We start from the raw sequence: 20,698 nt of genomic DNA, 5'->3' as shown, positions 1-20,698 counted from the left end.
TCTCAGGAAATCGCTGAAACCCTCATTGTCTCGTTGTAAATATTTTTAGGCTTCCATTACGAGCGGAATGTGGGTTGGAAACTATTGCAGACAAAAGAACCTCTTCTCTTAAAAGCCCCCCTTTGCAAGGGGGGGTAGGGGGGATCAACCCTCCAAACGTAGCCAAAAAACTTATTCAAGCTCACAAGGCGATCGCGCAATTGACTCAATTCATCCACAGTGACTAAAGATCCCCCCTACCCCCCTTAGAAAGGGGGGCTTTCAGACAACTTCACAAAATGAAAAACTAATCTTGAAAACTATTACAGACAAAAGAACCTCTTCTCTTAAAAGCCCCCCTTTGCAAGGGGGGGTAGGGGGGATCAACCCTCCAAACGAAGCCAAAAAATTTATTCAAGCTTATTAATGCGATCGCACAATTGACTCAATACATCTAAAGTGACTAAAGATCCCCCCTACCCCCCTTAGAAAGGGGGGCTTTTGGACAACTTCACAAAATGAGAAACTAATTTTGGAAACTATCGCAGACAAAAGAACCTCTTCTCTTAAAAGCCCCCTTTTGCAAGGGGGGTAGGGGGGATCAACCCTCCAAACGAAGCCAAAAAGCCTATCTATTTATCTATTCTCCCCAAATTGAACATATGGCAGAATTCCATAAGATAAACAACTGACGAAAGCGAAAAGTTTAGATCCCCCCTACCCCCCTTAGAAAGGGGGGCTTTTGAGAATTGAGGTATTTTTAGAGAAGGAGACTTTTAAGAATCTATGATCCAAACCGACAACCATCTACCTTACAACCCCAAACTAGGCGATCGCGCTAGAGAACTTCGCAAAAACATGACCAAAGCAGAGCGAAAACTTTGGTATGACTATCTTCGAGATCTTTCTACCAGATTTTATCGACAAAGACCCATCGACAACTTCATCGTGGACTTTTATTGCCCAGCCTTAAAGCTAGTGATTGAAATTGATGGCAACACGCACAACAGTCAAGAGGCAAAAGATTATGATTTAGAGCGATCGCAGAGATTAGAAGGTTATGGATTGCAAGTGGTAAGGTTTACAAATGAAGAAGTTTTAGCTGACTTTGAAGGGGTTTGTTTGAGGATTGAAAATTTCACTCCATACAATGTCTAAGCACAAAGGGCGCAGCATTTGCGGATCGAGATTTCAGTGATGAGTTTAAAAATTGTCGCGCAAATGCAACGCCCCTACGGATCTGTTGCGATAAATCAATGGGATTTATAAAATTTGCAATTCTCTCAATTCGGGAATGCTCGGCTCCTAAACCTCTGACATCCGCCCTAATCCCCAAACCGCAGGGATAAGCGATCGGTAAAAGCACAGAGGGCGCAGCATTTGCAGATCTAGATTTCTGTGATGGGTTTAAAAATTGTCGCGCAAATGCAACGCCCCTAATCCTAATATGTTATTTAATTTGCGATCCTAAATCATTGGGGACACGAATAATTTAAAGAAAAAAATAGCAGAGATAAAGATCCCCGACTTTTTGGATGAATTCATAAATTATCTTCGCTTGCGTAGAAAAAGTCGGGGATCTGAGCGTTTACAGACAGCACAAAAAGAAACATCGCAGCTAAAGGAGCTTGCCCCCACCCAAAAAATTTTGCCTTTTTCCGTTTACTTGACTCATCCTTCCAAAAACTCAACCTTGCCCGTCGCCAATCGATAATAAGCTGGCACAACTTTTAAAGTTTCATTCTTCACTTCATGGGACAAAATTGGAACTGTAGATTTGATCTCACTTACCATTAGATTTACATGCGCTTTCACGGTATCACTGATCACGCAATCACCATTTGCTTCTTGTCCAGCCTTTACCGCAGGCTCAATATAACTAATCAACGAATTAAGCTTACCTTCGGAAAATGCGTGATTGATTGCAGCCATCACTGCGCCACAACGTTCATGCCCTAGGACGACAACTAATCTTGTTCCTAAGTGCTCAACCGCAAATTCAATGCTGGCAATTACCGCATCGTCAGCCACATTGCCCGCAACCCTGAGTACAAATAAATCGCCAACACCTTGATCGAAAATAAGTTCAGGAACAACGCGAGAATCAGCACAGCCTAGGATGATTGCAAAAGGATGCTGAGCAACTGACAGATCGACACGGCGCTGAGCGCCTTCATGGGGATGTTCTACATGATCAAGCGTGTAGCGTTCATTTCCTTCTTTTAGCTCATGTAATGCGGCTTCAGCACTTAGGTTATTGACCGTGTAATAGGTTTGATTTGCCGCAAGCATATGTGATTATCAAATCAGTATGCTTCAAGATAGCTATCTGCCTATTAGGGAAAAGTAGTGAACTTGACATATGGCTATGGGGGGCAAGTAAATGTATTGATTCCATGACAAAATTTTACTGACGCACAATGCGATTCTCTGTTTTTACCTGCAAGGGTGAGCTAGCAGTGATATATTCGGCGATCGCATCCGATAGCAGATAGCCAGTTTCCAATAGATTTTTGCCTTCCGCAAAAACGCGATAACTGTCACCACCAGAGGCAAGAAAGTTATTTGTTGCTACCTTGTAAACTTGATTAGAATTTAACAATTGGAACTTGCCTGAAGCATCTTTTACTTCTACTTTCGTAACTCGCTTACCTGCGGGAAGTTTGCTATCCCAGACCAAGCGAATACCCGCCACTTGCGGAAATCTGCCTTCCTCTAGCTCTGCCATACTCACACCACTCTCTAAAGCTTCTGTTAACTGCTTGCCAGTTAACTCCACCCGCGTAATTGTATTGCCAAAGGGAAGTGCTTCTAACACATGCCCCATCGTGATCTCACCTAAAGGGAATCCATTGCGAATGCCACCCGCATTCATGATCACTACTTGAACTTGATCCACCTTTGTCTTTGCCAAGATTGCATCAGCAATCAAGTTGCCTAGAGCCGTTTCGCTAGTTCTCAGTTTGACGCGATCGCCATCAAGAGCAACCAGTGATTTACCGATAATCTTTTGACGCAATGCTTCAATTGGTGCAGCATAGGCTTTGAGCTTGTCTGTAAATTCTTGATTAGACTTGATACTCGCATCAAGCACATGGGGTTTACCCGCCCAAGCAATTAACTTACCTGCGCGATCAAAACTCACCGACAGATCCCCTAGATATTTACCCCATTCCCAATCTGTCACCACTAACACAGGTTCCTTGGTTCCATTCTTCTCAACCAATGGATAGGGATGATTAGCGTTAGGAATATTGCCAACGGATGTATGGCTATGACCACCGATGATAATATCAATATCAGGGACTTTTTGCGCTAGCAGCACATCATTCTCAAAGCCAATGTGAGTAAGCGCTACAATCTTATTAATTCCCTGTTGTTTGAGAGCCGATATTGAAGCTTTAGCTGCTGCGATCGGATCAGTAAACTTCACTCCATCACCGACATTGGCTAATATCGCCGTGTCTGGAGTCGTCAAACCAAACACCCCAATCTTTTCGCCTTGCATATTCAGAACATGCCAAGGACGAACTTTGCCATAAAGAGGTGATTCGGGCGCGATGTCGATATTTGCAGAAATGATTGGGAATTTAGCTTTAGCGATGAAGTCAGCGAGTACTTGCTGTCCGCGATCAAACTCATGATTACCAATCGTACTAGCATCGTAGTTAAGGTCGTTATAAAAATCCAGATCCGCCTGACCTAGATATTGATTGAAATAGAGAGTCCCTTGAAAAATATCGCCTGCATCCAATAACAACAAAGGTTCTTGATTAGTCTTGTTCTCCGCACGGATTTGATCGATGAGCGTGCGGCGACGGGCTATTCCACCCAGCAAGCGATCGCCATATTTAACAAGTTCCAAATGTGCGTGATGATCGTTGGTATGCAAAATCCTGAGTGAGAAGCGACTTTCCTCTGCAACGACATTTAACAGTGCTGGTGAAACCGCAATGAGAAAGGTAATCACAAAAGCTACGAATATCTGAAAAGATCGCCTCATTTGAGGTTTCAGTTTTAAAAAATTGGCGATCGCTTTAAAATTATTCCTTGCTTTCACAATCATCACCCTCAAGTTCAAAGGTTTTCCTAGGCTAGTTTAACCCTTGTTTTAAGCGATCGCTTAAAATTTAACCCGCCGATAAACTTCTTGCATTGGTAGTTCTAGATTTAAGCTCTGTAAGTAAATTGTCTGCTCTAAGCGATCGCATATTTGTAATTGCCAGCGATCATTATTATTTTGGCGATCAATTTGGTGATATTGCTCCACATAGGGTTCTGATTGACTAACGAGCAAATATTCACAAAAGCTAGGAATCGAGCGATATTTTCTAAACTTGTCGCCGCGATCGTAGCCTTCGGTTGAGGGAGATAGAACTTCAACAATCAGTAAGGGATTTAGAATTTCGTCAGTGCGATCGCCGTTAAATTCGGGTTCGCCATTAATAACCATCAGATCGGTGTAAGTACCACATTTATAATCAGGAATCCATACGCGCAAATCGCTATTGTATAAACGAAAATCTGTATCTCTAAGCAAAAATCCTAGGTAACTCAATAGATTGATTGAGATCGTGCTATGAGTTGCTGTTGCTCCAGATATATTAATAATTTCTCCGTTGCAATATTCATAACGTTCCTCAGAGGTTTCGGCGATCGCTCGATATTCTTCTAGGGTCTTGCGAACTTTGCGATCTGAAGTTTCAGATTCTGGAGATATATTTGTGGCGATCGGTTTAGCTTGAGCGATGACCATGATCGTACCTCTGAGAATGGCGTAACGTTAAGAGCTAATGATAGCGTAGGGGCAATTCATGAATTGCCCCTACGCTATCGCTTATTTGAACTTATCGAGAATGCGGCGCATAGCTTCATTCACATTATCTCGACTGTTGAAAGCTGAAATACGGAAGTAACCTTCACCTGCTGCACCAAAACCAGAACCGGGGGTTCCCACGACATTACAGGTTTGCAAAAGCTTATCGAAGAAATCCCAACTGGTCAGCCCTGCGGGAGTCTTCACCCATACATAGGGAGCATTCTCACCGCCATAAACCGCTAAACCAGCTTCGGTCAACTTCTCACGGATAATCTTGGCATTTTCCATGTAGAAGTCAATCAAGGCTCTAGTTTGTGCTTTCCCTTCTTCCGAATAGACTGCTTCCGCACCACGTTGGACGATGTAGGAAACACCATTAAACTTAGTAGATTGCCGACGATTCCAGAGCTTCCAGAGTTCGACATTAGAACCATCTTTCGCCTTGCCAATCAAGTTCTTAGGCACAACGGTTAAGGCGCAACGAGTACCTGTAAATCCTGCATTCTTGGAGAAAGAACGGAACTCGATCGCACATTCCTTTGCGCCTTCAATTTCGTAGATTGAGTGAGGAAGACTAGGATCGGTGATAAATGCTTCGTAGGCAGCATCAAAGAAGATGATTGAACCATTGGCGCGGGCATAATCTACCCATGCTTGCAGATGTTCCTTAGTGGCGGTTGCGCCTGTAGGATTGTTGGGGAAGCAGAGATAAATCAGATCGACTTTTTGGGTAGGAATCTCGGCGGTGAAGTTGTTTTCCGCAGTCACAGGCAAATAAACTAAGCCTTCGTATTCGCCTTTCTCGTTGATATCGCCTGTGTGACCTGCCATCACGTTAGTATCCACATACACGGGATAGACAGGATCGGTAACAGCAATAATATTATCATCGCCAAAAATATCGAGAATGTTGCCACAGTCGCACTTAGAACCGTCGGAAATAAAAATCTCAGAAGCGTCAATATCACAGCCTCTTGGCTGAAAATCATTCGCGGCAATCTTTTCACGCAACCATGCGTAGCCTTGTTCGGGGCCATATCCCTTAAATGAACTGCGATCGCCCATATCTTCAACGGCTTTGATCATGGCATCACGACATGCTTGGGGCAAGGGTTCGGTGACATCGCCAATGCCGAGGCGGATCACTTTTGCGTCAGGATTTGCCTCGATAAAGGCATTTACCCGTCTTGCAATTTCGGGAAACAGGTAGCCTGCCTTGAGTTTGAGATAGTTGTCGTTAACGGTAGCCATGATGGATGAGTTAATCTTTTTTGATTTTTGTATAGTTTTATATTATGCCTTTATGCAAGTTGCTAATGAGAATTGCTGGAGCAAGATTGTCAGTCAGCACCAAGGCTACAAGTCCTGATATGATCGTCAGGCAGAATCACTGTTAAGTAGCTCGCCATAATTAAAACCTAAAACCAGAAGCTGTCCCGCCCGCGTAGCGGGCGGGACAGCTTTCTAGGTTTTCAGTTTACTTATGCCTAGCTACTTAATAGACTAACGAAATTCTAGCGAATATCTCTAGCGAACATCAGCGAATACTTCCAGCAATATGCGTCTATCTCAAATGCTCTGGGTCACTCTGCGCGAAGATCCCGCCGAAGCAGAACTCACAAGTCACAAATTGTTATTGCGTGCAGGCTATATCAGGCGCGTGGGTTCAGGCTTGTATGTGTACTTGCCGCTGATGTGGCGCGTTTTACAAAAGATATCGGCGATCGTCCGCGAAGAGATGAACGATACAGGGGCGCAAGAATGTCTATTAACGCAGTTGCAACCTGCGGAACTTTGGCAGGAGTCAGGACGTTGGGATACCTACACCAAAGCCGAAGGGATCATGTTTGCCCTCACCGATCGCGCTAATCGTGAAGTCGGTCTTGGTCCCACCCATGAAGAAATTATTACGGCGATCGCTAGAGATACGATTCGCTCCTACCGTCAATTGCCACAGCATTTGTATCAAATCCAAACCAAGTTCCGTGATGAGATTCGTCCTCGCTTTGGGTTAATGCGTGGTCGTGAGTTCATTATGAAGGATGGCTATTCCTTCCATGAAAATGAAGAGAGCCTCAAAGAAACCTACTACGAAATGGATCGCGCTTATCGGAAGATGTTCGATCGCTGTGGTCTGAAATTCAGGGCAGTAGAAGCAGACTCAGGGGCGATCGGTGGTTCAGGTTCGCAGGAGTTTATGGTGCTAGCGGAAGCGGGTGAAGATGATATTCTGTTCACCGAAGATAGCAGCTACGCCGCCAATGTCGAGAAAGCAGTATCTTTGCCGACCGATGCTGTGCCTTCGCATTTTGATAAATTTGAGAAAGTGCATACACCGAAAAAGGGAAGCATTGAGACTGTGTGCAAGTTGCTGAAATGCGACCCCACCCAAGTTGTGAAACAGGTTCTCTATCAAGTCGTTTATGACAATGGCACAAACGTTTTAGTGCTAGTCAGCATTCGAGGTGATCGCGATGTCAATGAAGTGAAGCTACAAAATGAACTGACGAAACTAGCAAGTAACTATGGTGGGAAAGCCGTTATCAACCTCCAAGTTGCCGATCCTGAATCTCAGCAAAAATGGGCGCATTCTAAACTTCCTGTCGGATTTATCTCCCCAAGTCTGGATGATTCCTATATTGACAAAACTGCAAAAGTTGCACCGAAATTCTTACGTTTAGCCGATCGCACAGTAGCAGATTTAAAAAACTTCGTCACGGGCGCAGATGAAGCTGATTATCATGTTGTCGGCGCAAATTGGAGTAAGGATTTTACATTACCGACAGTAGTGAATCTTGATAAAGCTAAGGCAGGCGATCGCGCTGTTCATGATCCTTCGCAAATCTTGCAAACCGCCAGAGGTATCGAAGTTGGGCATATCTTCCAATTGGGAACCAAATACTCGCAAGCGATGAAAGCGACCTTCACCAATGAGCAAGGCGAAGAACTGCCCTTAGTCATGGGTTGCTACGGTTTAGGAGTCTCGCGCCTCGCCCAAGCCGCCGTTGAGCAGTCCTACGACAAAGACGGCATCATCTGGAATAAAGCGATCGCTCCTTACCATGTGATTGTCACTGTGCCGAATGTGGGTGATGCGAAGCAAATGGATGTTGGCGAAAGGCTTTATACTGCCCTTGATGCCGCAGGAGTGGAAGTATTGCTAGATGATCGCGATGATCGGGCTGGTGTAAAGTTCAAGGATGCTGATCTTGTCGGTATTCCCTATCGGGTGGTTACGGGTAAGGCGATCGCTGATGGCAAAGTCGAAATCGTCAATCGTGCCACGAAGGTGGCGACATTGGTAGAGATTGAGTCAGTGGTTGAATACTTACAAAACGAACTCAAGTAAAAGAAAGCGGCGCATTGCGCCGCTTTTTTGTTTTTGGACTAACATGAAGATTGTTACTTCTACATAGAATTAATTATGTCTCAGGCGATCGCGGCAAAGGATGTAACCCTAAGAGAATTAAAGCAAAATTTTGGTCTGCAAATGTCTGAAGATCCTGCTTTTTTTACTGAGTGGTCAGAAAACCTTCTTGGCTTGAGTGATGAAGATAAACATCTTTTAGATCGTGTGAAATCTAATTTTCTAGAATTGATGGAAGATCCACCAATGTTAGAAAATACAGTAAAGATGGTGGTGATTGCACCATTACTTGATCTTGCGGGCTTCTATCACAAACCATTTCGGATCGAAACAGAAACAAGTGTTGCTTTAGAAATGCAGGATGAGGGGACGATAATTCGTGGGCGAATTGATGTATTGGTGTTGAAAAATCGGGTGTGGTTATTAGTGATTGAATCAAAATGCAGTGATTTTGCAGTAACAAGGGCAATTCCACAAGCGTTGGCTTATATGTTAAGTAATACGGAAGTGGTGCAACCAACATTTGGCATGATTACCAACGGAAATGAGTTTTTGTTTTTGAAGTCTTCACAACAAGAGTATGCAAATTCACGACTGTTTTCATTGGTGAATCCTAACAATGAACTTTATGGTGTATTGCAGTTGCTAAAGCATTTAGGCGCAAAAATTTGTGAACTTTAAATAGATTAAGATTTGCCAATATAAATCACTGTCTCATCATGATCGCTTGATTATTTTTCTAATTGACATAGTATTAATATTGATACTATTTTTGGTCTAAAATATAGAAAATGAAAGATGGTTAACTACGAACACTATAGCTACAAGCTTACTTGGTCAGTTGAAGATCAAGAATTTGCAGGATTATGTGCAGAGTTTCCAAGCCTGTCATATCTCCATGAAGATCGTTTTGTGGAGATAGAAGGCATTACAAACCTGATAAAAGATGTAGTAGCTGATATGGAAGAAAATGGAGAGAAAGTGCCAGAACCAATAGCAGAGAAAACTTAAAATTAAGATTATTCAAGAAGTTATTATGAATAAGTGGTTGACTAAAAATTTCTAATTATTAACGCATCCTACGAAAGCGGCGATCGCACTGTTTTTATTCAGATAATATGGTTTCAATTATTTTTTTCATTTCTGGTGGTTGATATCCTGTTTCTCTCATTTGATTAATAATAAGGTTACGGAAAATCTCATAATTAACCCCTTTACTTTTACCAACAAAAATTTTACTAGCAAACTGCTTGAGAATATTACGTCCCCTAAATTCAGTTTTCCATGTGTTATTTTGAATTGCAGTATTTAGCTCATTCCGAATTTCCTCATTTTTTTGAGTCAGTTTTTCCATGGTAAGTTGATTTTTTACAGTAGTATCTATTTTATTTAATGATCTTTGCGTAGCTTGAGAAAATCCTTGTATTAATTCAAGCTTAGGATTAAATCCTAAATCAATAGACTTTTGAAACAGTGAGTTTATCCAGCTCTCCATTTGAATCTTCAAAATATTTTCTATTGTTTCTTTTGCGCATTCCCGAAGATTATTTTCGATTTCTATTTCACTTAGATATTCTTGCTTTGAACCAATTTTTTTAAGAACTTCTCTAATAAATTTAGGTTCTAATAGATAATTTTCAATATGATAAACATCCCACGAGTATTGACGTATACTTTCTACAAGTTCGGGACCATCATAATCTTTATCGACGATGGAATAAAAACCTGCATCTAGCTTCCCTTTATCTGCTGCTTTATTTAATAAAACTTGAAGAGTTTTGACTCCAGTTTTATTACCACCAGAAATAAGATTAACTCGTTCAGCAAATGCAGGAAACAATTGTTTAATTAAGGTAACATCAAATTCACTTTCACTATCACCTTCTACGATTACAATTTTTGAACGAGGACTATAAGTAGCAAGATCCCCTACTAAATCTATTACAGCTCTTTCTATCTCTGAACCTGCCGAAACAGGGATTGCTTGATTTGAATTAGGATCAGTTGCATGAGCAGGTTGCATATGATAAACAGCATATTCTGAGTCTTCTACCGCTTCACGTAAAAGAGCATCAGAATGCGTTACAAGAAAAAGCTGATTATCTAAAGCTTTACCAAGATGTTTTTGATAAAAACGGGGTAAACCCCTGATTAAACGTGGATTTAAGTGTAATTCAGGTTCATCTAAAAGAATAATTGAATTTTTAGGTGAATTACTTCTAAGACGTAAATATCCGAGAAGAACTTCTTTCTCTCCCGAACTTAACTCGTCAATATCAATTTCTCGATCATTTTCTAAACGTACAGGAAAAGAGAGTCCACCTTCTTCTGTTGGTATGGGTCCAATAAATTTTTTCCCAGGAAAAAATACTTCAAATAATTCATTAAGTGTTTGGTGTAAATCATTTTGCTCCGCAAACGATATACCTGCTTTTTCAGCTAAAATTTGACGAATATAGAATTGCGCCATCTCCGTTTTTACATTTCTATATTTATTTTCAGTATTATATAAAGCATGTTGTTTATGTTGTTGATTAGAATCACTAATTTGTAAGTTAATTCCACCAATCTGTTCACGACCGTAATTACGATTTGCTCCATGATATTCAACAACACCAAGAAATTTAGGCTGATAAAGCTTGAAAATAAGTTCAATAACTGGCGAGTCCATAGAAAAAGGTTCACCTCTAGGTGTCATACTAAGTTTGGCAACATGAAATTTCTCTTCTAATGCAGGCTGAAAAGCCTTTAAAAACTCATTAACTTGTTCAGTTACTTGGGGTTCTTTTGCTCGTCTAGTCGATGGGTCAACTACTAATGAATTCACTGCCATAATCGGAGAAAATATTTGTTGTTCATGTCCCCAAAACAAATTCGATACCAAGCCGTGAGCATGCTTTTTTAAATAATTTTTTTCATTATCTGTTAGCTCAAACTCTGCTTTGATATGTAGAGGTTTTGTAGGATCATGAAAAAAACGATGTCCTTCTTGATTTAATCTCTGAACATTAATTTGAAATTCTTGAAAAAAAGATTGATATTCATTTGGATTATATTGTCCGTAAGCAGACTTTAAAAGCCTAATTGCATCAAACAAACTAGATTTTCCACACCCGTTCGGACCTGCTACAACAATTGCATTTGGAAGATCCCTAAGTTCAAGTTGTCTGATAGCTCGAAAATTTTCAATATTGAGAGAACGAATATGCATTTTGTTAACAAAAAAAGTTTTTTTAACTTGGTACGATTACAGTTCGATCTCCGACCCTGTAACTTGGGTGAACGAACACAACCCAATGATAACCTCATTTTTGGTTACTGCGAGCATTTTCTCTGATGAAGTGTGATCGCGTTTTGGTGTGAGTAGTTAGGCGATCGCGTTTTAGATTGAGTGGTTAGGCGATTGCGTTTTTGGGTAGTTACTGGGCGATCGCGTTGTACTTTTTTCTCAAAAATCAGCTATATAATATGTTTAAAGATAAATTTGTACATTTTGTGATGGCGTATGAGTCTTACAATCAATTACGATCAAGCACTTAATCAGTTTTCAGAAATTTGCGATCGCGTGATTGCAGAAAACAACTTTGTCATTTTGGAACGTGGCGATCGCGAAAATGTCGCGGTGATCTCAGCTAAAGAGCTATCAAGTTTGCTTGAGACTTTGCATTTACTCAAATCCCCTAAAAATGCAATCCGTTTATTTGAAGCTTTAGAAGAAGCGGATTCGAGAACAGTTTTGCCGAAAACTTTGAATCAACTCAGTCAGGAGGTAGGACTTGGCAATGCCAAAGAAACCGCGTGATGCTGTTTTTGTGTCACAATTCAGGCAAGATCTAGTGTATTGGGTGAATACGGATCGTAAAATTGCTATTCGAGCAATGGAATTAGTTGAATCTGTTCTTGATGATCCATTTAAGGGAATCGGCAAGCCTGAACCTCTCAAATATGTTGGTGAAAACACATGGTCAAGAAGATTAACTCAAGAACATCGAATGGTCTATCGCGTTAAAGATGATCGCATTGAGTTTCTTCAAGCTCGCTATCACTATTAGGCAATCACGTTATTTGTGAGTGAGTGGTTGCGCGATCGCATTGATACAAATTTATGGCAGAGTTGTATGTACACTTGTACACACTATAATTAGATGAAGTATCAATGGGACAAAAACAAAGCCGCATCAAATTTTCAAAAACATGGAATTGAATTCGCCGACGCAGTATCCATATTTTTAGACGATCTTGCCATCACAATTCCAGATAACAGATTTTCTGAAGATCGATTTGTCACTATCGGCATGGATGCCTTTGGCAGAATCTTAGTCGTTGTTTTCACATGGCGAGGTGAAGACATCCGTTTGATTTCAGCACGATTAGCAGAGCGCCGCGAACGTAAACAATACGAAGAGGATTAAAACCATGGAACCAGAATATGACTTCAGCAAAGGCAAACGTGGAGCGATCGAGCCAGTTACTAAAGGTAAAACTCGTATTACGATTCGTCTAGATGATGACATCTTAGAATGGTTTCGATCAGAAGCAAACAATAAAGGTGGCGATAATTATCAAACATCCATCAACGAAGCCTTACGTCAGCACATCCACCAACAAACGCAAGAACCGCTAGAGAGTATATTGCGGAGAGTATTGCGGGAGGAACTCACTCAAAGTCAATCCAATTAAAATCTTTCTTGTGAGATTGATTGGGCGATCGCATTTTTTATGGGTGAGTGGTAGAGCGATCTCGTTGTACTTTTGGGGAGAGGTTAGGGCGATCTCATTCTGGAGTGAGTGATTGGGCGATCGCCTTTAAGGGAAAAACTTGTAAATATCCTTACGGTGCAAAAATCTTACAAAGATTACCTCATTATCCAAAACTTCTATCCCTACCCTGTAATCACCTAGACGAACGCGATAAAAACTATCATATCCCTGCATCTTTTTTAGATTATTGATTTCCCCCAAAGATTCAGCTTGCTTACAGGTCAAAATTATTTGCTTCAATCTCGCCAAAAGATTACGATCCTTGACTAACTTCAAGTCCTTCTCAAACCTAGACTCAAACCTAACATTCATGCAACATCACTATCTAGAAGTGCAAATATATTTTCTTCAGGAACAAATTCATTTTTTCTACCCTCAGCGATCGCATTCGCCAAACCAACCTCTTCCAACGCATCTTGGAATATTTCCGTAAAAAGCTCCTTTCTAGTCTTAATCAAATCAATTAAGATTTCGGTAAGCAGTTCTCTTGTCTTCTCATCGTTAAGGAGTATTTGCATATTTAGACTCTCAATCATAAGCCAAATCTATATATCATAATTCTACCTCAATAACATTAAACAGCTTTTGGCGATCGCGTTATTTCTGAGTGAGTGGTTGGGCGATCGCCTTTTTATTCATCATCATAGTCAGGATATTGCTCTGGTGCTTTCCCTTTTTTATCGATCACCTTTGCCTTTTTGAGTTTAGGATCAGGTTCATCAATACTTTCTAAGACCACATTAAACTCCCACCAATCGCCAAAATCAAACACATAGGTAATGCGATCGCCGATATTAACTTGCCAATCTCTCAGCAAAACTTTATCCGTAAAGACCGCATCTTCTTCATATTGAGTGTAAGGATGATAAATGCTCTGTTTGAATCCTTGACGATCTTTGTAGGTGAATTGATGGAGATGATCGTTAGCAAAATCAAAGGCTTTAAGAATTGCAGAACTGAAATCATAGAGCGTGAGATGAGAAGGAATGGCAATCTTACGCCATATGGTTTCCGTAGAAAATTTATCCTTAGATTTTTGAATATGGATTTGAATAGATATTTTAAAAGTAAAGATCCCGTCTTGGGCTTCAGGCTCAGGCATCTGCAAATTTTTCTCCCAAGTGGGAAATAGATCAAGCGCTTGAAATTCTTCTTGCAAAATTTCCGTTGACGTTGAGTTCTGAACGATAATATCTAGTCTAGGTTTTAAGTCTTGTTTGTCTGTAAATGGATTTGAGAAATCTTCCTCTGATTCATTCAATAGTCCTTTTCTCCAATTAGTTTTATCTAACAACTCCATGATAGCTCTTCCAAGTGGCAAGGCTTTCACTTTGATTATTCGCCATCCTTTACCTGCTAAGGGTTCTGCATCCTCTAATTCCACAAATCCAAACAGATTTAACAAGGCAAGATTATGTAGCCTCACGCGATTCAGCCATTCGTTATTCTTGGAACCATCCGTAAAATCTAAGTCCTCTTTAGACAACTGTCTCCAGCCATTAACCACAAAAACCCATTCGGGAAAAGCGCGTCCACTATAATCCATAATGTCTTCACTAGCATAATAGATCCATGTGGCCAGAAGATTGAAATACTTTTCGGTGTCGTTTAGCTCTTGCCATGATTTGAGAACTAGGGGAGCGATGTGGAGAATATTCTTCTTTTTGTCTAGTTGAACTTGGGCGATCGCTGAAGCACGCAATAACAAATATAAACCATGAATATAAGGGTAAGACTTCTGGCTAGGACGCTGGAAATCGATGATAGTGGGATGACTGAGGCGGCTATTAAGATCGGCAAGATATTTGGGCGCGATCGCATTTTGATTAGAACTAACTTCGACTTTGTGCAGTTGCAGAAACTCGATAAACGTCTCAAAATCCTGAACAATTGGATTGGGTTGATTAGGCGTAAAAGCCTGTTGACTTAGTAACTGCTTCGACGCAGCAGACAAAGGTTCTTTCTCTTGGGGATTGTTACTGGCTATAAGGTTAAATAAATTAAACATAGATTTTCTATCCTTACAAACTAACTAGAAGTATCTGATGAATTAGTGGGTGAGATCTCCTCTGGCTCATTTCCAAATGGAAGAAGATATCTCTGGATTTGTTCGCCAATTTTGTCATTACCCGCAGTTTTGGATATAAAAGCTGTAGCACCGACAAATTTCGATCTCAGGCGATCAAACAAAGTATCATTGCTAGTCAAAATTAGAATAGGTGTATCTTTAAACTCTGGTATGCGGCGAATTTGGGTGCAGAGTTCATAACCACCAACAATCGGCATCACCAAATCTAAAATAATCATCTCTGGCTTCATTTCAACTAGTAATGGCAATACATTAATAGAATCTCGAATTCCTAAGAATCCAAATCCAAAGCCTGTAACGATCTGTTCGATAGTTGCACATACTTGATTGCTATCATCAATACAGGCAATGAGAGGGCGAGCCATCAGGTCGATTTTTTTCTGAGGCGGGCTACTCTCTGACAACTGGGCTGATTCATTTCTTGTCGTATTTAGGGAAAGAGAGGCGATCGGAGATTGGATATCTTGAACTTCTACTAACCCAACCATACCTCGATGATAATATGCCATCAATGACTGTACGAGGTTCAGTAGGTCTTTCTTCATCCATGTCGCTAACTCCCGCAGCGATCGCCTGCCATCAAGGATCGTAATCAGTGTTTTATAAGTGAGTTCTGACGCTTCCTCTTTAAGTTGTGAGGGGCGCTTAATCCAAGGTGCAAGATTTGGCGAAAAATCAGCAATTCCTGCTTTGCGCCATATTAACCATTCTTGGTGAGCTTGCTCAATTGCATGTTCCGCATGGATCAGTGAAATCACTGGGGTAATCTCATCTTCAAAATCACAGTAATAGGTTATCTTTTCATTAGCTGCACATTGGATAATGTCAAACAGTACCTCCTGAACAAAACCTTCAATAATTGGTGTAATTTGTTCACGGGTTAAGACCATGCGTTTCATCAAGATTACCAACACTTGATAGTCCCAAAGCCTAATCTCATCAATAGTGCGAAAAGAAATTTTGTTAAAGTCTATCTGGAGCTTATACTGACCCATTAGCCTCCGCCAACGGCGATGATTATGCGCTCCCCCCGAAGCCCATACCAGTCTACCGTGACAATAGTAGATGCTCCATTTGTAATCTTTGACACTATGGAGTTCCAGCTTGCCAGTAAACTGTTTGCGACCATAGCCACGTAACTGTTCAACAAGGCTATAAACGGCTAGATTATCTGTATCCATGTGTCATCTATACGTCCTATGAAATTGAGCTTTCTAGTTTTAAGCATAGAAAAATTTGCTTTTCAAAAACAAGATGAGCTTGCGATTAAAAGCTTGTTTTTCGATCAAACTATATTCAAAAGAATACAGTAATTCTCATTGTCAAGTCGATTTTTGAGGTTTCCTTTGACAATTCTCATTATCAAATCATCTTTGTTTTTGTAGTATTACAGGAATTGAAAAAACACAGCAAATTTTGATAAAAGTATACCAAAGACAGATTTTTATCAGAAATTGTTTTTATAGCAAACAAGATTTGCTTAGGATAAAAAAACAGAAGATGAGTGGCGGCGCGAAGCGCCGCCACTCATCTTCTGATAAGAGCTAACTCTTGCTATAGCTAGGTATAAATAAACCCTAAGCCAAGAAGCTTGAGCCGCCCACTACGCGGGCGGCTCAAGCTCTGGTGTTGAGTTTTAACTATACTGAGCTATTGATATAGCGATTAGTACTCTGACGATTTGTGTCCGATTCTGTAGTATCTTGATTGAGACTTGGCGCTTAACATCTTGCAACTTTTAGGTTTATTCCATACCCATGTCGAAGTCATCTAGAACCAACAAATCTGCTAAACAAAAGCAATCAGAAATGCTGATGTATATCGGCATTGGGGCGGCTGTGATTGCCGCAGGAGCGGGGGGTGCGTATTTCTATTTTACGCAGAAAGCACAGGCGATTAAAGGGATTTTAGGCGCGGCGGCGGCGATCCCCCAAGAAGCGCAAGTGGTGATGGCTTTTAATACCAAAGCTGATCCTTGGAATAAACTGGCGCAATTTGGCACACCTGCCTCGCAAAAGCTGATCAGTGAAGGGCTTACCAAGTCACCGCTAAATTCTTTACTAACCCAGAGCAAAACTGAATATAGTCGTGATGTCCAGCCTTGGCTAGAGGGTTATATCATTACGGCGCTTGTCCCTAATGCGGCGCAGCCACAAGCACCTGCGGCAACCTTAGTGATTGCGCCAACCCGTGATCGCAGCAAGTCTGATGCTTTTTTGTCAAAATATCGTGGAGCCTTAGCCCAACAAGGGGCAAAATTTACTGCCAAGGAATATAAAGATGTCACCTATTACGAGTCTCCCACTCGCGACCCAAACAACAGTGTGGTCACGGCAGACATTGGTGGACAGTATGTGGCGATCGCCACCAGCCCAAAATTGATCCAACAGGCGATCGATACCTACAAAGGCAGCAATCCATCCCTTGCCAAGAAACCGATCTTTGCCAAGATTTATGGGGCAACCAATCAAACTAAACTGGTTGAGCCATTAGTGCAAGTTTATCTAGATGGGGAAGTTGCCCTTGAGTTTATTGGCTCTCAAGCTAATCTCAATCTCAACGAAGCAGCGATCGCACAGTCAAAGCGAGAGCTAGATGCCATGACTTTGACGGGTGGTACGCAGAAAGAAGGCTTGCGGTTTGAGATTAATACCTATCTCAAAAATGATAATTCTAATCCCCTTGCCAACAACGAAGCCAAGGTTCTCAATCTCTTACCACAGGAAACCTTTTTATTAGTTTCGGGCGTAAATCTCTATCAGTCATGGCAATCGCTAGTTGCCCAAGCCAAGGGTAACTCCAGTTCCGCACAACTGATCGAGCAGATTCGCAAAGCTGTAAAGGATAGTACTAAACTCGATCTCGATCAGGACATTCTCAAATGGATGAATGGTGAATTTGCGATCGCCGCCATTCCTAATAATCAAGGCATCTTGGCGAATCCAGGATTTGGATTTGTAGCGATCGCTCAAGCCAGTGATCAGAATGCCGCTAAAACAGCCCTTGATAAAATTGATAAGGTTGCCCAAACAAATTCTGGTGGGTTACTGCCTAAAGGAGTTGATCTTAAACCAAAACAAATTGGTGATAAATCAGTGATTACTTGGGCGATCGGTAATACGAATGTGGCAACACGCGGCACGTTAGATAATAACTTTGTGTTCTGGTCTATGGGCGATCTTGCCGATACCTTTGTGCCGACTCCTGCCAACAATTTACCTCAAAGTAGTTCTTTCAAAATTCTCACTACCGACATTCCTAAATCCAATGGCGGCTATTTCTATCTGAATATGACTACGGCGCTCTCTCTTGCCGATCGCCTCTTGCCACCTGAAGTCAAGTCTAATCCTAGTTTTACTGAAATTCGGTCTGTGCTTGATGCAATTAATGGGATTGCCGTGACTTCTACCAATGTCGATGCTAAAACTACCCGCCTAGATTTCTTATTTACGCTGAAGCCCACCCCTGGTAATTAGATCTACTCCCTTCCCAGTCAAGAAATAGCGTTGCGGGGCTTCGCCCCGCAACGCTATTTCTTGGTTTTATATGTCTATTTTTTCGCTGGAAAGGGAGTAGATCTCAAAAAACTGTAGTGGCAATTCATGAATTGCCACTACAGTTTTTTGATGATTGTATAGCTGAGATTGCTATATTAGCTATGCAATCAAAATATAAAAATCCTTAATACCTTTAACAAAACATGGTTACAGCAGCACCTAATACTCAATCTGATACTAGCGCCCGTGACCTATTTCAGGCTGCTTACGAAAATCGCTATACATGGGATCATAATTTTCCAGGCTTAACTGCCAATGTATCCGTAGCGATCGATGGCGTAGCCCGTACTGGCAAGGCAAAGATTGCGCCAGACTTGACCGTTGAAGTAAGCATGGACGAACCACAACTGATTGAACGCACCACCCGCACCCCTAGTGGCGAAGAAAAGACAGTTTCTGTGGATGAAGGTCAAGAATGGCTATACAACCAACTGCGCGATGTGGTGACCCATCGCAAGCGCAAAACCTTTGACGAAGCCCACGGCAAATCATCTTTTAACCTTGGCGCAACCGATGAGTCGGGAGCCGTAGAAATCTTGGTTACGGGTGACTCAATGGGATCAAACTACAAAGTCCGTGGCAAAGAGATCTCAATGGTCAGCCGTGTAATGGGACGGATTGGATTTGTAATTAATCACCTTGGTCACTTGGATACTGGCGAAGGTTATATTTCATCTCTTTATACTGCGGTGTTCCGTAATCCAATGAATGATGAAATCGTGCGTCAAGCTCGTTTTGAAGATATCTACGAAAAGCTTGGTAATTACTATGTGATGACCAAACAAATCGTGCAATCTAACGAGCAAGGTCAAACCAAAAACTACGAAATTATCTTCAGTGATATTCAGCTACTCGGCTAGAGTGTGTTCGGGTTGCAGCGCAAAGCGCTGTAACCCGAACCACAAGAGATTGTGTGAAAGTGTTGCGAAGCAACACTTTCACACAATCTCTTGTGGTTCGTTTGATCGGAAATTGCTGTAATAACTTTGCAAGGCAAAGTTATTCACAAGTAAGAACAAGGGGCTTAAGCTCCTTGCCAGTCCTCACAAAAATGATGGTGGCGACAATTATGAGAACCGATTTAGAACGGTTATTGATTTCGGAAGCAGAGCTATTGGAATTGACAGGTTTCGATCGCCAACAGATTTTGCCATCACTACAGTTGACTTCACGACAGATCAAAATCCAACGCGCGATCGCCTTAGGGATTGCCGCGATTAACTTTATCTCATTTGCTAGTATCTTTTTGCCGCCACTACGGATTGCGGGGTTGATCTTTTTGATTAGTTTGCTATTGGGGGCGTTGAGTTTAGCGATCGAATTTGTGGAAGTAACTGTACTTTTCTTTTGTGTGACTATAGGCGCAGCTATTTATTCACTTTTTGTTTTGACAGGAGCGCCATTAGGTATAGTTTTGCTCTGCCTTGGATTGGCGATCTCTAGCGGAATTATTGCTTTATTGCTCACAAGATTAATTATGCAGCAATGGCGCATGTCAAAAAATTTGCATCGACAAAAAGGTATTCCCAAAGTTATTTTGCGCCTATTTACGGAAGTTGACAAATGCAACAAGACTATCCGTGACATTGATATATTTGATCAGTTACAAGATGCAGGCAATCCAATCAAATTGGAGTCTAGGGAATCAGCGATCGCCGCTTTAAGAATGACTCGCAATGACATTGTCCGCGCCCTCAAAACTGAACGGATTTTACGGGAGCATCCCGATTTTCATCCTGAGCGCTTTGATATTGATTTAAATGCTTTTGAAGCGATCCAGATCAATAATCGAGCCAAGGAGTATGGACGTATTTTTGATACGACTTTACAAATCGCGATCGATGTTCAGAAAGCGATGACAGAATTACAAGAATTCACTTCCGATTTTCCATAAAACCCAAAAAGCATGAGGCGGCGCAGAGCGCCGCCTCATGCTTTTTGGGTAATACTGATATTATGTGGAAGGAATGCCTGCGATCATAGAACCCACATTCCGCTCTTATTTTACTGAAAAAAATATTTAGAAAGCAAATCCTTATACAGCAAGTATTTTGGGCTTTAATCCCAAAAGAATCACTATTTTAACAATTTAAATAATGATTCACTAATAGGAATTACTATCATTA

General features: G+C 41.3%; 19 protein-coding genes and 1 pseudogene. 11 read left to right on the top strand and 9 right to left on the bottom strand.

What is annotated here, in order from left to right:
* The first annotated feature begins 765 nt into the window (after positions 1-765).
* Entirely contained in the window at positions 766-1,137 is a 372-nt protein-coding gene (locus tag B9G53_RS06235; protein WP_094530277.1) for an endonuclease domain-containing protein, read from the top strand.
* 513 nt (positions 1,138-1,650) lie between these two features.
* Here B9G53_RS06235 and B9G53_RS06230 read toward each other — a convergent pair.
* The 4 genes from B9G53_RS06230 to B9G53_RS06215 all read right to left on the bottom strand — a co-directional run bounded on the left by B9G53_RS06230 (position 1,651) and on the right by B9G53_RS06215 (position 6,049).
* On the bottom strand, positions 1,651-2,271 hold the full coding sequence (locus B9G53_RS06230; RefSeq protein WP_094530275.1) for a carbonic anhydrase: 621 nt from the start codon (positions 2,269-2,271) through the stop codon (positions 1,651-1,653).
* A 115-nt stretch (positions 2,272-2,386) separates the two neighbouring features.
* The gene (locus B9G53_RS06225; RefSeq protein WP_217901521.1) at positions 2,387-4,039 is read right to left on the bottom strand and encodes a bifunctional UDP-sugar hydrolase/5'-nucleotidase; all 1,653 of its coding nucleotides are present in this window, start codon (positions 4,037-4,039) and stop codon (positions 2,387-2,389) included.
* A 63-nt stretch (positions 4,040-4,102) separates the two neighbouring features.
* Positions 4,103-4,735 carry a Uma2 family endonuclease gene (locus tag B9G53_RS06220; protein WP_217901520.1) on the bottom strand — a complete coding sequence of 211 codons (633 nt, stop codon included), beginning with the start codon at positions 4,733-4,735 and terminating at the stop codon, positions 4,103-4,105.
* Positions 4,736-4,816: 81 nt separating this feature from the next.
* Positions 4,817-6,049: an LL-diaminopimelate aminotransferase gene (locus tag B9G53_RS06215; RefSeq protein WP_094530273.1), complete on the bottom strand. Its 1,233-nt coding sequence runs from the start codon at positions 6,047-6,049 to the stop codon at positions 4,817-4,819.
* A gap of 307 nt (positions 6,050-6,356) precedes the next feature.
* Here B9G53_RS06215 and B9G53_RS06210 point away from each other — a divergent pair, with 307 nt between their 5' ends.
* From B9G53_RS06210 to B9G53_RS06200, 3 genes and pseudogenes are all read left to right on the top strand, one after another.
* Entirely contained in the window at positions 6,357-8,147 is a 1,791-nt protein-coding gene (locus tag B9G53_RS06210) for a proline--tRNA ligase (RefSeq protein WP_094530271.1), read from the top strand.
* Positions 8,148-8,222: 75 nt separating this feature from the next.
* Positions 8,223-8,846 (top strand): type I restriction enzyme HsdR N-terminal domain-containing protein, encoded by a 624-nt coding sequence (locus B9G53_RS06205; RefSeq protein WP_094530269.1) that lies wholly within the window; start codon positions 8,223-8,225, stop codon positions 8,844-8,846.
* A 117-nt stretch (positions 8,847-8,963) separates the two neighbouring features.
* Positions 8,964-9,173, top strand: a pseudogene (locus B9G53_RS06200) (toxin-antitoxin system HicB family antitoxin); the annotation flags it as partial.
* A gap of 97 nt (positions 9,174-9,270) precedes the next feature.
* Here the strand turns inward: B9G53_RS06200 and B9G53_RS06195 are convergent.
* Positions 9,271-11,376, bottom strand: coding sequence for an ATP-binding protein (locus B9G53_RS06195; protein ID WP_094530266.1), 2,106 nt, complete (start codon positions 11,374-11,376; stop codon positions 9,271-9,273).
* A 294-nt stretch (positions 11,377-11,670) separates the two neighbouring features.
* Here B9G53_RS06195 and B9G53_RS06190 point away from each other — a divergent pair, with 294 nt between their 5' ends.
* From B9G53_RS06190 to B9G53_RS06175, 4 genes are all read left to right on the top strand, one after another.
* A complete protein-coding gene (locus B9G53_RS06190; protein ID WP_094530264.1) occupies positions 11,671-11,967 on the top strand; it encodes a type II toxin-antitoxin system Phd/YefM family antitoxin in 297 nt (98 codons plus the stop codon).
* Positions 11,948-12,217 (top strand): Txe/YoeB family addiction module toxin, encoded by a 270-nt coding sequence (locus B9G53_RS06185; protein WP_094530262.1) that lies wholly within the window; start codon positions 11,948-11,950, stop codon positions 12,215-12,217. The genes B9G53_RS06190 and B9G53_RS06185 overlap by 20 nt, the downstream gene beginning before the upstream one ends.
* Before the next feature lie 93 nt (positions 12,218-12,310).
* Positions 12,311-12,577, top strand: a complete 267-nt coding sequence (locus B9G53_RS06180) for a BrnT family toxin (RefSeq protein ID WP_094530260.1) — start codon at positions 12,311-12,313, stop codon at positions 12,575-12,577.
* Positions 12,578-12,581: 4 nt separating this feature from the next.
* The gene (locus B9G53_RS06175) at positions 12,582-12,845 is read left to right on the top strand and encodes a BrnA antitoxin family protein (RefSeq protein WP_094530258.1); all 264 of its coding nucleotides are present in this window, start codon (positions 12,582-12,584) and stop codon (positions 12,843-12,845) included.
* A gap of 126 nt (positions 12,846-12,971) precedes the next feature.
* On the opposite strand, the gene B9G53_RS06170 is transcribed toward B9G53_RS06175, so the two are convergent.
* The 4 genes from B9G53_RS06170 to B9G53_RS06155 form a co-directional block, all read right to left on the bottom strand.
* Positions 12,972-13,238 carry a type II toxin-antitoxin system RelE/ParE family toxin gene (locus tag B9G53_RS06170; protein WP_094530256.1) on the bottom strand — a complete coding sequence of 89 codons (267 nt, stop codon included), beginning with the start codon at positions 13,236-13,238 and terminating at the stop codon, positions 12,972-12,974.
* Positions 13,235-13,444 carry a hypothetical protein gene (locus tag B9G53_RS06165; RefSeq protein WP_176453117.1) on the bottom strand — a complete coding sequence of 70 codons (210 nt, stop codon included), beginning with the start codon at positions 13,442-13,444 and terminating at the stop codon, positions 13,235-13,237. The genes B9G53_RS06170 and B9G53_RS06165 overlap by 4 nt, the downstream gene beginning before the upstream one ends.
* A gap of 113 nt (positions 13,445-13,557) precedes the next feature.
* Positions 13,558-14,934: a plasmid pRiA4b ORF-3 family protein gene (locus tag B9G53_RS06160; RefSeq protein ID WP_094530254.1), complete on the bottom strand. Its 1,377-nt coding sequence runs from the start codon at positions 14,932-14,934 to the stop codon at positions 13,558-13,560.
* A 20-nt stretch (positions 14,935-14,954) separates the two neighbouring features.
* Positions 14,955-16,196, bottom strand: a complete 1,242-nt coding sequence (locus B9G53_RS06155; protein WP_094530252.1) for a response regulator — start codon at positions 16,194-16,196, stop codon at positions 14,955-14,957.
* A 576-nt stretch (positions 16,197-16,772) separates the two neighbouring features.
* On the opposite strand from B9G53_RS06155, the gene B9G53_RS06150 reads away from it, so the two are divergent.
* The 3 genes from B9G53_RS06150 (at position 16,773) to B9G53_RS06140 (ending at position 20,466) form a co-directional block, all read left to right on the top strand.
* Complete coding sequence (locus B9G53_RS06150) at positions 16,773-18,491, top strand: DUF3352 domain-containing protein (protein ID WP_254923575.1); 1,719 nt, start codon at positions 16,773-16,775, stop codon at positions 18,489-18,491.
* Positions 18,492-18,715: 224 nt separating this feature from the next.
* Entirely contained in the window at positions 18,716-19,432 is a 717-nt protein-coding gene (locus B9G53_RS06145) for a DUF3386 domain-containing protein (RefSeq protein WP_094530250.1), read from the top strand.
* A gap of 173 nt (positions 19,433-19,605) precedes the next feature.
* Positions 19,606-20,466, top strand: a complete 861-nt coding sequence (locus B9G53_RS06140) for a hypothetical protein (protein ID WP_141211722.1) — start codon at positions 19,606-19,608, stop codon at positions 20,464-20,466.
* Positions 20,467-20,698 lie beyond the last annotated feature (232 nt).

It is taken from the genome of Pseudanabaena sp. SR411 (assembly GCF_002251945.1).
In the GTDB taxonomy this organism is placed as follows: domain Bacteria; phylum Cyanobacteriota; class Cyanobacteriia; order Pseudanabaenales; family Pseudanabaenaceae; genus Pseudanabaena.
Note: the sequence above shows the minus strand (reverse complement) of the source record. Positions and strands in the feature narration are given on the sequence as shown.